Here is a 12839-nt window from a genome sequence, read left to right on the forward strand (position 1 = left end):
CCGGCCACTGTCGCCGCCCGCGCGCAAAATCGCCGACAATGTCGCCTCGACACGCCGCCGCGCGGCTGCCTGGCCCGGCCGGCCCGCGCGGGTGCGCGGCCGCTTCGCACCACCATGAGACTCAAGGCAAAGATCTTCCTTCTGGCCATCGTGCCGTTCCTGCTCGCGATCGCCGGCATCGGTTTCGGCGTGCGCCAGCAGGCGACGTCCCTCGCGCGCACGCAGCACGCGACGATCCAGGCCGCGTACATGTCGAGCAAGGAGGTCGAGCTCAAGCACTACGTCGAGCTCGCGACGAGCGCGATCATGCCGCTCTACGACGCGAGCGGCCGCAACGCGCGCGACGACGCGCTGCTGCGCACGCAGGCGCTCGCGATGCTGCAGAAGATGGATTTCGGCCCGGACGGTTACTTCTTCGTGTACGACCTGCACGGCAATTCCCTGATGCATCCGCGCGAGCCCGAGCGTGTCGGCCACAACTACTGGTCGATGCGCGACCCGCAGGGCGCGCTGACGATCCAGAAGCTGATCGGCGCGGCGTCGAGCGGCGGCGGCTACGTGCGCTACGCGTGGCAGCGGCCGTCGACGGGCCGCGTCGCGCCGAAGCTGGGCTACGTCATCGCGCTCGAACGCTGGGGCTGGATGGTCGGCACCGGCATCTATCTCGACGATGTCGACACCGCGCTGCAGCGCATCGACGCGCGCGCGTCCGCGAACATCGAGCGCACGATGAGCTGGCTCACCGCGATCGCGCTCACGGGGGCGGCCGCGATCGCCGTGTGCGCGCTGGTGCTGAACGTCAGCGAGTCGCGCAGTGCCGACGCGAAGCTCAAGCTGCTCGCGCAGCGCGTCGTCGAATCGCAGGAACAGGAGCGGGCGCGGCTGTCACGCGAGCTGCATGACGGGATCAGCCAGATGATGGTATCGGCGAAGCTGATGCTCGAATCCGCGCTCGCGCGCTTCGAACGCGGCACCGCGCGCATGCCCGAGGCCGAGCAGGCGCTGACATCGGGCGTCGTGCGGCTCGGCGACACGCTGCGTGAAGTGCGGCGCATCTCGCATGCGCTGCGCCCCGCGATGCTCGACGATCTCGGCCTCGCGGCGGCGCTCGAGCAGCTGGTGCGCGAGCTCGGCGCCGAAAGCGGCATCGACATCGGTTACACGCAGGTCGCGCACAGCGGCGCCCGGCCGCTGCCCGCGGCGGTCAACACCGCGCTGTTCCGGATCGCGCAGGAAGCGTTGAGCAACATCGTGCATCATGCGCGTGCGTCGCGCGCGGCCGTCACGCTCGACGTCGGCGCGCAATCCGTCACGCTGACCATCGCCGACAACGGCTGCGGCTTCGACGCCGAACGCTCGCAGGCCGACGTGCGCCACGGCATCGGCCTGCGCAACATGCGCGAACGCCTCGACGCGCTCGGCGGCACGCTGACGATCACGTCGCAGGTCGGCCATACGATCGTCGCCGCGCGCGTGCCGCTGCCCGGCGCCGCGTCATGACGCGCCCCATCACAGGAGACCTTTCACGCATGAGCGCCCCCGACACCGCCCGGCCCGTCGCCCGACTGCTGCTCGTCGACGATCACCCGCTCGTGCGCGACGGCTTGCGGATGCGGCTCGAAGCGGCCGACCTGTCCGTGGTCGGCGAAGCCGGCAACGCCGACGAGGCGCTCGCGCTCGCCGCGTCGCTCGAACCCGATCTCGCGCTGATGGACATCGGCATGAACGGCATGAACGGCATCACGCTCGCGGGCGTGTTTCACGAACGCTTTCCGGGCATCCGCGTGCTGATGCTGTCGATGCACGACAACGTCGAATACGTGACGCAGGCCGTGCGTGCCGGCGCGAGCGGCTACCTGCTGAAGGATTCGCCCGCGAGCGAGATCGTGCGCGCGATCGGCACGGTGCTGGCGGGCCAGACGTTCTTCAGCGAAGGGCTCGCCGCGCGGATGATCCACGCGAGCACGACCGCGTCGCCGCTCGACCGGCTCACGCCGCGCGAACGCGACATCCTCGACGCGCTGGCTGAAGGGCTGTCGAGCAAGCAGATCGCGCAGCAGACGGGGCTGTCGGTGCGCACGGTCGAGACGCACCGGCTCAACCTGAAGCGCAAGCTGGAGATCGAGGGGCAGGCCGAGCTGATCAAGTTCGCGGTCGAACATCGGCGAAGGTAGGTCGGCACCGCGATCTGCCGCAAATGGCTCGGTCGGCCGGCAAGCCGCATCATTCCGGCCGTGAAGACGTCACACACGCCGCCGCCGCGCACCCCGATTGATTCTTCGTTTCACGCCGCATCATCAGCATCACAGCAACACCCACACTGAGGATTCCGGAACACAGGACCGCGATCGAAAACCCGTGCGCCATCGCATCCCGATACGCGCCAAGCAGCGCCGGCTGTCCCGCTGCAAACACATGCTCCATCACCGCCTGCCGCGCCAGCGTATCCGCTTGCGCGCTGCCGGCCGCTTGCATCGCGGCCGTCATCCGGTGCAGCGCACCGACGCTCATCATGCTGCCGAGCACCGCGATGCCCATGCTCATCCCCGTCTGGCGCAACGCGTTCATCGTCGCCGACGCCATGCCCGCACGCTCGGCCGGCGCGAGTTCCATCACGGTCATGCCGGTCGCGGGCACCGCGAGCCCCATGCCGACCCCGAGCACCGCCAGCGCGATGCCGACGGGCACATACGGCGTTCCCGCACCGAAGCCCGCCATGACCGCGAGCATCGCGCCGACCAGACCGTACCCGGCCACCATCAGCCCGTGCAACGGAATGCGCGCCGCGATGCGCCCGAACAGCATCGACGTGATCGCCGTCATCACGAACTGCGGCATCAGTTGCCAGCCGGCGGCGGCGGGCGTGCGCCCCTGCGCCTGCTGCAGGAACAGCGACAGGAAGAACAGGCTGCTGTACCCCGAGAACCCGAGCACGAACGACGCGAGATTGGCGCGCACCAGCCGCCGGTCGCGAAACAGCCAGACCGGCAGCAGCGGCCGCTCGACGCGCGTTTCGACACGCACGAACACGACGAACGCCACCGCGGCGCCCGCGAGCGGCGCGAGCACCTTCACATGCGACGCGCCGGCTTCGCCGATGCCGATCAGCCCGTAGGTGAGCAACCCGAGCCAGACCACGCTCAGCGCCTGGCCGAGCGGATCGAACGCCGCGTGCTGCGGATGCCGGCGCTCCGGAATGCCCCAAGCGCCGAGCAGCACGGTCACGATGCCGATCGGCACGTTGACGAGGAAGATGTCCTGCCATCCGCCATGCTCGACGAGCAGGCCCCCCACCAGCGGCCCGAGGATCAGCGCGAGCGCGCTGAACGCGGACCATCCGCCGATCGCGCGGGCACGCTCGCGCGCATCGGGAAACGCATGCGTGAGGATCGGCATCGCGCCCGGTATCAGCAACGCGCCGGCGAACCCCTGGATCGCGCGCCCGATCAGCAGCGGCTCAAGCCGGCTCGCGCATGCGCAGACCACCGACCCGGCCGTGAACAGGACCACGCTGGCGAGCCACACGCGCTTGTGCCCGTAGCGATCGCCGAGCGGGCCGGCCGACAGCATGAACGCCGACAGCGCGAGCGCGTACGCGTTGACGACCCACTGAAGGCCGCCGATGTCGGTATCGAGCGCCGTCTGCAGCGTCGGCAACGCGACGTTGACGATGCTGATGTCGAGCGTAGCGAGAAAGGTGCCGAGACAGGCGGCCAGGACGAGTGCGGCGCGACGGTAGCGAGGCATGGCAGTCGGCCCTTCACGGGCACGAAGATGAGAATGATTCGCATCATATATATCGACTGACCGTCGGTCAATGGATTGCGTTGGCCGTGAACGGGGCGCTGGCCTAAACTGCGGGCTTTGCACGAACGGGCGTCGAGCCGCGCGATGACGGACAGGACAAAGGCAGGAACCACGACAGGAAAGGACGACGCGCCGGCGGGCAAGCTGCCGCGCACGAAGCCGGCGGAAGTGCGCCTCGAGGAGCTGATGGCCGCGGCCGAGAGACTGTTCCTCGCGCAGGGCGTGGAAGCGACGACCATCAGCGAGATCGTCGAGCACGCGCAGGTGGCGAAGGGCACGTTCTACCACTACTTCGAATCGAAATCCGACATGCTCGCCGCGCTCGCGCAGCGCTACACGGCGTCGTTCGTCGACCGTTTGCAGCACGCCGTGGACGCGTGCGACGCCGACGACTGGCTCGCGCGCCTGCGCGCGTGGATCCGCACCAACATCGAAACCTACGCGGCGACCTACCGCACGCACGACATCGTCTACGCGAATCACCATCACCACGATCGCGCGAATGCCGACAAGAATGCGATCCTCGAACAGCTCGGCGAGATTCTCGACGGCGGCGCACGGGCCGGCACCTGGCGGCTCGCGCACCCGCAGGTCACCGCGCTGCTGATCTATGCGGGCGTGCACGGCGCGACCGACCACATCATCGCGGCGCCGGAAACGGATCGCACCGCGTTCGTCGACGCGGTGGTCGACGATTGCCTGCGGATGCTCGGCGTCAGCACCTGACGCACGGCAACGCACCAGGCACCCGAAGGCGAATGCCGTTCAGTCACGCTGAACGGCATTTTTCATTGGTGCCATCGCAAAGTGACAATTGTTCATCTTACGAATTGTTGACGCCAGTAGGATTCGTTCTGTCCAAGTGTAACCAAGCCGAAAACATAATATTCGGCCGTGTGATGCCTTTTCGGGTCGCCGTTGGATGTCGCGTCGCGCTGTCAACGGATATCGCGTCGGCGTCGTATCACCATCCAGATCGATTCTTTCTGAAACCAAAACATGCAAACCAAACTCATTACCGCCGTGTTGTTCGTGGCTGCAGCCACTGCGTCGCAAATCGCATCCGCAGCCGACGGCACAATCACGTTCAACGGCAGCGTTACCGCGCAAACCTGCACGATCAACGGCAACGGCAGCGGCTCGAACAACTTCAATGTGCCGCTGCAATCGGTGGCGACCAGCGCGCTGGCCGCCGCAGGCCAGTGGGCCAACCGCACGCCCTTCAACATCGCGCTGACGGCCTGCACGCCGGCGTCGGGCAACGTCCACACCTACTTCGAACCGGGCCCGACGGTCGACACCGCCACCGGCAACCTGATCCTGGCCGCCGGCGGCGCGACCAACGTCGAGATCCAGCTGCTGAACGGCGACGGCACCTATTCGCCTATCAAGATCGGCGCAGCTGACGCCTCGCAAAACTCGAAGTCAGTCGCAATCAGCTCGACCGGCACCGCCACGCTGAACTACTACGCGCAGTACTTCGCAACCGGCGCTGCAACGGCAGGCGCGGCGACGTCGAGCGTGATGTACTCGCTCGTTTATCAGTAACCAATCACTTAGTTATACATAGCAAGATCGGGCGGAGCGGCACGACGTCGCTCCGTCCCTCGTGCTCGCTACCTGCATCGATCTCCATCATGAAGCTTCGAAACACCCTCCGGCGCGCGATCGCCACCGCATGCGCCGCATGGCTCGGCTACCTGGCAACGCCCGCCGATGCATCGGTGGTGATCGGTGGCACGCGCGTAATCTATGCCGCGAGCGAATCCGAGGTCACGCTCAAGCTGTCGAACGCCGGCCAGTCGCCCGCGCTCGTGCAGTCGTGGGTCGATACAGGTGACGTGCGCGGCGCGCCGTCCACGACCAAGGTGCCCTTCACCGTCACGCCGCCGATCTCGCGGATCGATCCGTCCAAATCGCAGACGCTGCGCATCGTCTACACCGGCGAACCCATGCCGCAGGATCACGAGTCGGTGTTCTGGCTCAACGTGCTCGAGGTGCCGCCCAAGCCGAGCGCGGCGGACGCGGACATGAACCGTATCCAGCTCGCATTCCGTTCGCGCATCAAGCTGTTCTATCGTCCGGAAAAACTCGCGGGTTCATCGGCCGACGCGCCGGCGCAGCTCACCTGGCGGCTCACACAGGCCGACGGCAAACCGGCCATCGAGGCGCACAACCCGACGCCGTTCCATGTGTCGCTGACCACGATCAGCGTGCAGTCGGGCGGACGCAGCGCAATCTTCGACGATGGCGGCATGGTCGGGCCGGGCGAGACGCGCGCCTTCCCGCTGAAAGGCGATGTGCCCGGCTCGGCCGGCGCCAGCGTGCGTTACACGACACTGAACGACTACGGCGGCTCGGTCATCGGCGAGACGCCGTTGCGGTCAGACACCGCCGCACCGTCGCGATGATGCGCGACTGACTCTCTTCCATTGCGCGAGGCGCGGGTAGCGCGCCACGTCCTTTCCACAGCAAGACCAAGCATGCCCGCCCGGGCAGGGCGGAGGCTTGCTCACGCTCGGGTGCCTATCGTGATCCAACGTCTTTCGAGTTTGCCGCCATTCGTGCGCTGGCGCCCGCGCCCGTGCTTCCTGCTCGCGCTGTCGGTGTTCGCGTCGACGGGCGCGATGGCGCAGACCACAAGCGCCACACAGGTGGCGGAAGTCCAGTTCGACGACCTGTTCCTGCAGCGCCCGGGCGGCACGCGGGTGGACGTCAGTCGCTTCGAAAAAGGCAATGCCGCGGCGCCGGGTTCGTATCGCGCCGACCTGTACGTCAACACGAACTGGATCGGTCGTACCGCGATCACGCTGCGCCAGGTGGGCGACAGCCGAAACAACGTCCAGCCCTGCTTCGATCGCGAGCTGCTGCAGCAGGTCGGGGTGGATCTCGCGAAGCTGTCGCCCGAAGCGACGCTCATGTTGACGGACTCGAACCATGCCTGCGCGACGATCGGCATGCTGGTGCCGGACGCCGTCGCCACTTTCGACAATGGCGAGCAGCGGCTCGACGTCAGCATCCCGCAGGCCTCGTTGAGCCGCGCGGCGCGCGGCTACGTGGATCCGCGCTACTGGGACGAGGGCGTGCCGGCTGCGCTGCTGTCGTACAACGGCAACATCTACCGCGCCGACAACCAGGGCGCCTCGTCGACCCAGGCCTACCTGGGCCTGACCGCCGGCCTGAACGTCGGGCCCTGGCGCTTCCGCCACAACGGCAACACCACCTACGACACGCACGGCGGCACACACTACCAAAGCGTGCAGACCAGCCTGCAGCGCTCGATCGCGCGCCTGAAGGCGCAGCTCGTGATCGGCGACGCGTTCACCGACGGCACGATGTTCGACAGCGTGGGCTTTCGCGGCGTGCGGATCGCCAGCGACGAGCGCATGTATCCGGAATCGCAACGCGGCTATGCGCCGACCATCCACGGCATCGCCAACAGCAATGCGCTGGTGCAGGTGCGCCAGAACGGCAACATCATCTATAGCGCCACCGTCGCGACCGGCCCGTTCGAGATCGACGATCTCTATGCGACCGGTTATGGCGGCGACCTCGACGTCATCGTGACCGAAGCCGACGGCAGCATCCACACCTTCAAGGTGCCGTATGCGTCGGCCGTCAGTTCGCTGCGGCCCGGCATCACGCGTTTCAGCGTGACGGCCGGCCAGTACCGCAGTCCGCTGCTGTCGAGCAAGCCCGCGCTGTTCCAGGCGACCGTACAGCACGGTTTCACCAACCTGATCACCGGCTACGGCGGCATGACGGCCGCGCCCGGCTACCTGGCAGGCCTGGCCGGCGTCGCGCTCAACACCGGGCTGGGCTCGTTCGCGCTGGACATCACGCAGGCCAACACCGATCTGCCCGGCCTGGGCACGCGCCACGGCCAGAGCGTGAAGCTCTCGTACAGCAAGCTGATCAGTCCGACCAATACCAATATCGCGGTGGCCGCCTATCGTTATTCGAGCAGCGGTTACCTGGGCCTGCAGGACGCCATGCAGTTGCGCAGCCAGCAGACCGGCGGCGTGAACGGCCTGCTGTCGGGCGGCGTGCGTCGCGGTCAGTTCCAGGTCATGCTGAACCAGGGCCTGCCGGAAGGCTGGGGCTCGTTCTACCTGTCCGGCTCGACCGTCAATTACTGGAATCGCAGCGGCAACGACACGCAGTTCCAGGCCGGCTACAGCAACAATTTCCGGCGCATCAACTACGGCGTGTCGGTCGCGCGCCAATTCGACGCGACGCAAAACCGCTGGGACAACCGCTTCATGCTGAACGTGTCGATCCCGCTGAACCTCGGCTCGCGCACGTTGTACTCGTCGACCAGCCTGCAACACGACAGCCATGGCGCAACCCTGGTCCAGCAGTCGCTGACCGGCTCGCTCGGCATCGACAACGCGCTCAGCTATGGCGTGAACGTCGGTCATACCCGCGGCAGCGGCACCGGGGCGACCGCCAACGTCGGCGGCAACGTGTCCTACATGTCGCCGTATGCGACCTTGTCGGGCAACGCTTCGAAGGGCACCGGCTTTACGCAGTACGGCGGCGGCATCTCGGGCGGTATGGTGGCCTATGCCGGCGGCGTGGCCTTTGCGCCGACCATGGGCGAGACGATGGCGATCGTCGAGGCCAAGGACGCAAACGGCGCACGCGTGACGGCCGGCAGCGGCCTGCGCATCGATCGGTTCGGTCATGCACTGGTGTCGACCCTGACGCCGTTCTCGACCAACGAGGTGGAAATCGATCCGAAGGGCGTGCCGATGAGCGTCGAGCTCAAATCCAGTGCGCAGCACGTCGCGCCGACCGCGGGTGCGGTGGTGCGGCTGAAGTACGAGACCGAGGGCGGCGGACGCGCGGTAATCATGCGCGCGCGCATGGCCGATGGTGAGCCGGTTCCGTTCGGCGCGGAGGTGAGCGATGCGGCGGGGCAGAACGTCGGCACCGTCGCGCAGGATGGCCGCGTCGTGCTGCGCGGCGTGAAGACGGATACCGGCACGCTGAAGGTGAAGTGGGGCGACACGGATGGCGATCACTGTTCGCTCTCCTACACGCTGCCAACGGAAAACAAGACGAGCAAGCAACGCTGGATCGACGCGGAGGCGGTATGCACGAAATGAGCGCAGCGGATGCGATGAACCTGGGAAAGAAGATGAACAAGAACGAAAAACCGGCCGCGACGCGCCGGCAGGCGAAATCGGCACGCGGCTGGGGCCGCGTGGTGTTCTGGCTGCTCGCGCTGGTAGCGTTGATGCCTGGTCTGGGTTCGCGTGCCGCGTTCGCACAGAGCGCCAGTTGCACGGGCACGGCACAGACGGTGACGATCTCGATGCCGGCTTCGGTGACGATCCCGCGCGACGCAGCGATCGGTACGGTGCTGACTACCTGGGCCAGTACTCCGGCCACCACCAACTTCTATAGTTGCACCGTGTCGGGTTCTGCATTCTCGGGTATGGCCTTCGAAGCGTTGTCGATGACCAAGGCCGGCATGACGGTGGCCGGGCCGAATGGTGTGGCCTATACGGTCTGGAATACCAATGTGCCAGGCGTCGGTGTCGCGATCGGTGTGCGTTCCTATGCGAACGGTTGCGGATGGCAGCCATGGGACGATCTCGGCACGCCGAGGCCGCCGCTACCCAGCCCTTGGGCTGGGTGGGCCTGTAACCTGAACGGTACGAGCAGTTTGGTCAACAACGGCGGCCAGGTTCAGGTGGCGCTGGTCAAGACCGGCGCCATCACGGCGGGCACGGTGACGGGCGGCGTGCTGTTCGAGGGAGCGCCCTCGACGGGGGGAGCAAACATCAACGGCCCGTTTGCGGTCTCCGCTTCGAGCCACGTGTCATATTCGCTGACCTCGACCATCGTCAACGTCGCGGCGTGCACCACGCCGAACGTGACGGTCAACATGGGCTCGCCCATGCAGTCGGAATTCACGGGCATCGGCTCGACCAACAAGCAGGCCATCTCGTTCAACGTGGCGGTCAACGCCTGCCCGACAGGCCTGAACTCGATCCAGTACCAGTTCATCCCGGTCAATGCCGTCCTCGACAGCACCAACGGCGTGCTGGCGCTGTCGAGCGGTTCGACGGCCACCGGTATCGGCCTGCAACTGAAGGACGGCAACGGCAACGCGCTGAAATACAACACGCAGTACACGCTGACGAGCTACAGCAAATCGACCGGCGGCTCCTACACGATCCCGCTCACCGCCAGGTACTACCAGACGGCCGCGAAGGTAACAGCCGGCAGCGCAAACGCCGTGCTGACCTTCACCATGACGTATCAGTAGGCCGTGCACAGCGAGCCTCGATGTGTGCGAAGGCGGTGTGGACTTGCGCGTGCACGCCCCAGGGTAAATAAACAAGGGCGCCCGAGGGCGCCCTTCATGCATCCGGATTCCGAACCGCGCGGCGGCGGTCAGTTCGTCCGCGAATTGTGTTTCTGCAGATACGCGATCAGGCCGTCGATCCCGCCCGATGCGAGCTGGCTCTTGAACTGGCCCTGGTAGACCTGGATCAGCCACGCGCCCGACATGTCGATGTCGTAGATCTTCCAGTCGTTGCCGACCTTGCCGAGACGATAGCCGACCGACTGGCTGTCGCCCGGCGTCGTGACCGTCGACTGCACGAGCGCGTCGGCGCCCGACGCGCCGCCGGCCTTGAACGAGAACTTTGCGTCCTGGCTGCCGAGCTGCGCGAGCGACGCGGCGTAGGTGCGCGTCATCAGCAGCTTGAACTGCTTGTAAAGCTCCTGCTGCTGTTGCGGCGTGGCCTGCTTCCACGCGTCGCCGACCGCGATGCGGGTCGTGCGCTCGAAGTTGGTCGCGGGCAGGAAGCGCTGCTCGACGACCGCCGAGACCTTCGCCATGTCCCCGCCGCGCGCGGCCGGATCGGCCTTCATCGCGTTGACGGTACCTTCGACCGCATTGCGGACGATATCGACCGGCGCGCTCTGCGCAAAAGCGGAAACCGACACGGCGGCCGCCGCGACGAAAGCAAACAGATGACGTTTCATACGAATATCGCTCGATGAGAAAAAACGACCGGTTCATTGCACCGGCCGACGAAGCAAAGTATACCGGGCCCGACGCCTCGGTGCGCCGCCGTGACCGACTGTTACCTTTCAGGTTCCTTTGTCACAGGCGTGCGGCGGCGCGACGACGCAGCGCGGCGCCGATTATGTAAATATCCCCTTACAAACCGGCGAGCCATCGGCATCGATTCCGCCGTCGCGAACAAATCTCCTTCCCGCCCCGAAACCCCCAACGTCACGACCGCCGCCACGCCGCGCCGGTATACTTGGCTACTTTGCCCTTGCCAGCCGCTCCCCACCGCCACATGGTGACATCTCTCATCGTCCGACTCGTTGCATGGTCGGTGCGCCGCCCCGTCTGGGTCGTCGTCCTGTCGCTCGTCATCGCCGCGCTCAGCGGCGTCTATGTCGCGCAGCATTTCAAGATCAACACCGACATCAGCAAGCTCGTCGATGCCGAGCCGCAATGGGCCGCCCTCGGCCAGGCCGTCGACAAGGCGTTCCCGCAACGCAACGGCACGATCCTCGCAGTCGTCGAGGCGCCGGCGCCCGAATTCGCGAACGCCGCCGCGCATGCGCTGACCGAAGCGCTGCGCAAGGATGCCGACGCCGGCCGCATCGGCCAGGTCGCCGAGCCCGGCGGCGGGCCGTTCTTCGAGCACAACGGGCTGCTGTTCCTGTCGCCGCAGGAGGTCACGGATACCACCTCGCAGCTCGCGAGCGCGCGCCCGCTCGTCAACGAACTCGCGAAGAACCCGAGCCTGACCGGCCTCGCGACCACACTCTCCACCACGCTCGGCCAGCCGCTCCTGACCGGCCAGGTGAAACTGCCCGCGATGGCGAAGCTGCTCGCACGCAGCGCCGCGACGGTCGACGACGTGCTGGCCGGCAAGCCCGCCGCGTTCTCGTGGCGCGCGCTGGTCGACAACGATGCCGCGCGACAGCCCGCGCGCGCGTTCGTCACCGTGCAGCCGGTGGTCAACTACGGCGCGCTGAAGGCCGGCGCGGAAACCAGCCAGGTGATCCGCGACGCGGCCCGTTCGCTCGACCTCGAGAAGCGCTACGGCGCCGCCGTGCGCCTGACCGGCGAGCAGCCGCTCGCCGACGACGAATTCGCGTCCGTCGAAGATGGCGCGGCGCTCAACGGCGCGCTCACGCTGCTCGCCGTGCTCGTCATCCTGTGGCTGGCGCTGCGCTCGAAGCGGATGATCGGCTCGGTGCTCGTCACGCTGTTCGTCGGCCTCGTCGTGACCGCCGCGCTCGGCCTCGCGATGGTCGGCTCGCTGAACATGATCTCGGTCGCGTTCATGGTGCTGTTCGTCGGCCTCGGCGTCGATTTCTCGATCCAGTACGGCGTGAAATACCGCGAGGAGCGCTTCCGCGATCCGCGCATCGATCACGCGCTGATCGGCGCCGCGCACTCGATGGGCATGCCGCTCGCGCTGGCCACCGCGGCCGTCGCGGCGAGCTTCTTCTCGTTCATTCCCACCGCCTATCGCGGCGTGTCCGAACTCGGCCTGATCGCGGGCGTCGGGATGTTCGTCGCGCTGCTGACCACGATCACGCTGCTGCCGGCGCTGCTGCGCCTGTTCGCGCCGCCGGGCGAATCGAAGACGCCGGGCTTCCCGTGGCTCGCGCCGGTCGACGACTACCTCGATCGCCATCGCAAGCCGATCCTGATCGGCACGCTCGTGGTCGTGATCGGCGCGCTGCCGCTGCTCGCGTTCCTCCACTTCGACTTCAACCCGCTGCACCTGAAGGACCCGCACAGCGAATCGATGGCGACACTGCTCGCGCTGAAGGATTCGCCGGAAGCCGCCGTCAACGACGTCACGCTGCTCGCGCCGTCGCTCGCCGATGCCGACGCGGCCGCGAAGCGCCTCGACGCGCTGCCTGAAGTCGGCCGCACGACCACGCTGTCGACCTTCATCCCCGCCGACCAGCCGGCCAAGCGCGCGGCGATCGCAGCAGCCGCAAGCGACCTGCTGCCCGCGCTGACGCAGCCGGCC

The 12839-nt window shown here is 67.0% G+C and carries 10 protein-coding genes; 8 read left to right on the forward strand and 2 right to left on the reverse strand.

What is annotated here, in order from left to right:
* The first annotated feature begins 114 nt into the window (after positions 1-114).
* The gene (locus tag DPV74_RS32465) at positions 115-1500 is read left to right on the forward strand and encodes a cache domain-containing protein (protein WP_027790219.1); all 1386 of its coding nucleotides are present in this window, start codon (positions 115-117) and stop codon (positions 1498-1500) included.
* 29 nt (positions 1501-1529) lie between these two features.
* A complete protein-coding gene (locus DPV74_RS32470; RefSeq protein WP_027790218.1) occupies positions 1530-2174 on the forward strand; it encodes a response regulator transcription factor in 645 nt (214 codons plus the stop codon).
* A 49-nt stretch (positions 2175-2223) separates the two neighbouring features.
* Here the strand turns inward: DPV74_RS32470 and DPV74_RS32475 are convergent, their stop codons facing one another.
* A complete protein-coding gene (locus DPV74_RS32475; RefSeq protein WP_119338669.1) occupies positions 2224-3747 on the reverse strand; it encodes an MFS transporter in 1524 nt (507 codons plus the stop codon).
* Between the two features lie 144 nt (positions 3748-3891).
* Between DPV74_RS32475 and DPV74_RS32480 the strand changes: the two genes are divergently transcribed.
* The 5 genes from DPV74_RS32480 to DPV74_RS32500 all read left to right on the forward strand — a co-directional run bounded on the left by DPV74_RS32480 (position 3892) and on the right by DPV74_RS32500 (position 10087).
* On the forward strand, positions 3892-4533 hold the full coding sequence (locus DPV74_RS32480) for a TetR/AcrR family transcriptional regulator (RefSeq protein ID WP_119338670.1): 642 nt from the start codon (positions 3892-3894) through the stop codon (positions 4531-4533).
* Between the two features lie 273 nt (positions 4534-4806).
* Positions 4807-5355, forward strand: a complete 549-nt coding sequence (locus DPV74_RS32485; RefSeq protein WP_027790215.1) for a fimbrial protein — start codon at positions 4807-4809, stop codon at positions 5353-5355.
* Between the two features lie 89 nt (positions 5356-5444).
* Positions 5445-6218, forward strand: coding sequence for a fimbria/pilus periplasmic chaperone (locus DPV74_RS32490; protein WP_060174092.1), 774 nt, complete (start codon positions 5445-5447; stop codon positions 6216-6218).
* A gap of 72 nt (positions 6219-6290) precedes the next feature.
* Positions 6291-8918 carry a fimbria/pilus outer membrane usher protein gene (locus DPV74_RS32495; protein WP_119338671.1) on the forward strand — a complete coding sequence of 876 codons (2628 nt, stop codon included), beginning with the start codon at positions 6291-6293 and terminating at the stop codon, positions 8916-8918.
* A complete protein-coding gene (locus tag DPV74_RS32500; RefSeq protein WP_119338672.1) occupies positions 8906-10087 on the forward strand; it encodes a fimbrial protein in 1182 nt (393 codons plus the stop codon). Before DPV74_RS32495 ends, DPV74_RS32500 begins: the two co-directional genes overlap by 13 nt.
* Positions 10088-10215: 128 nt before the next feature.
* Here DPV74_RS32500 and DPV74_RS32505 read toward each other — a convergent pair whose 3' ends face one another.
* Positions 10216-10812 (reverse strand): phospholipid-binding protein MlaC, encoded by a 597-nt coding sequence (locus DPV74_RS32505; protein ID WP_027790211.1) that lies wholly within the window; start codon positions 10810-10812, stop codon positions 10216-10218.
* Between the two features lie 323 nt (positions 10813-11135).
* Between DPV74_RS32505 and DPV74_RS32510 the strand changes: the two genes are divergently transcribed.
* Positions 11136-12839 (forward strand): MMPL family transporter (locus DPV74_RS32510; protein ID WP_162923197.1); only part of this gene is annotated, 1704 nt, incomplete at its 3' end.

It is taken from the genome of Burkholderia sp. HAN2018, assembly GCF_024704855.1.
Classification (GTDB): Bacteria; Pseudomonadota; Gammaproteobacteria; order Burkholderiales; family Burkholderiaceae; genus Burkholderia; species Burkholderia cepacia.

Coding starts and splice junctions, on each gene's coding strand:
- DPV74_RS32505 (WP_027790211.1), bottom strand. CDS start 10,812: ATGAAACGTCATCTGTTTGCTTTCGTCGCGGCGGCCGCCGTGTCGGTT.
- DPV74_RS32490 (WP_060174092.1), top strand. CDS start 5,445: ATGAAGCTTCGAAACACCCTCCGGCGCGCGATCGCCACCGCATGCGCC.
- DPV74_RS32470 (WP_027790218.1), top strand. CDS start 1,530: ATGAGCGCCCCCGACACCGCCCGGCCCGTCGCCCGACTGCTGCTCGTC.
- DPV74_RS32480 (WP_119338670.1), top strand. CDS start 3,892: ATGACGGACAGGACAAAGGCAGGAACCACGACAGGAAAGGACGACGCG.
- DPV74_RS32495 (WP_119338671.1), top strand. CDS start 6,291: ATGCCCGCCCGGGCAGGGCGGAGGCTTGCTCACGCTCGGGTGCCTATC.
- DPV74_RS32485 (WP_027790215.1), top strand. CDS start 4,807: ATGCAAACCAAACTCATTACCGCCGTGTTGTTCGTGGCTGCAGCCACT.
- DPV74_RS32500 (WP_119338672.1), top strand. CDS start 8,906: ATGCACGAAATGAGCGCAGCGGATGCGATGAACCTGGGAAAGAAGATG.
- DPV74_RS32465 (WP_027790219.1), top strand. CDS start 115: ATGAGACTCAAGGCAAAGATCTTCCTTCTGGCCATCGTGCCGTTCCTG.
- DPV74_RS32475 (WP_119338669.1), bottom strand. CDS start 3,747: ATGCCTCGCTACCGTCGCGCCGCACTCGTCCTGGCCGCCTGTCTCGGC.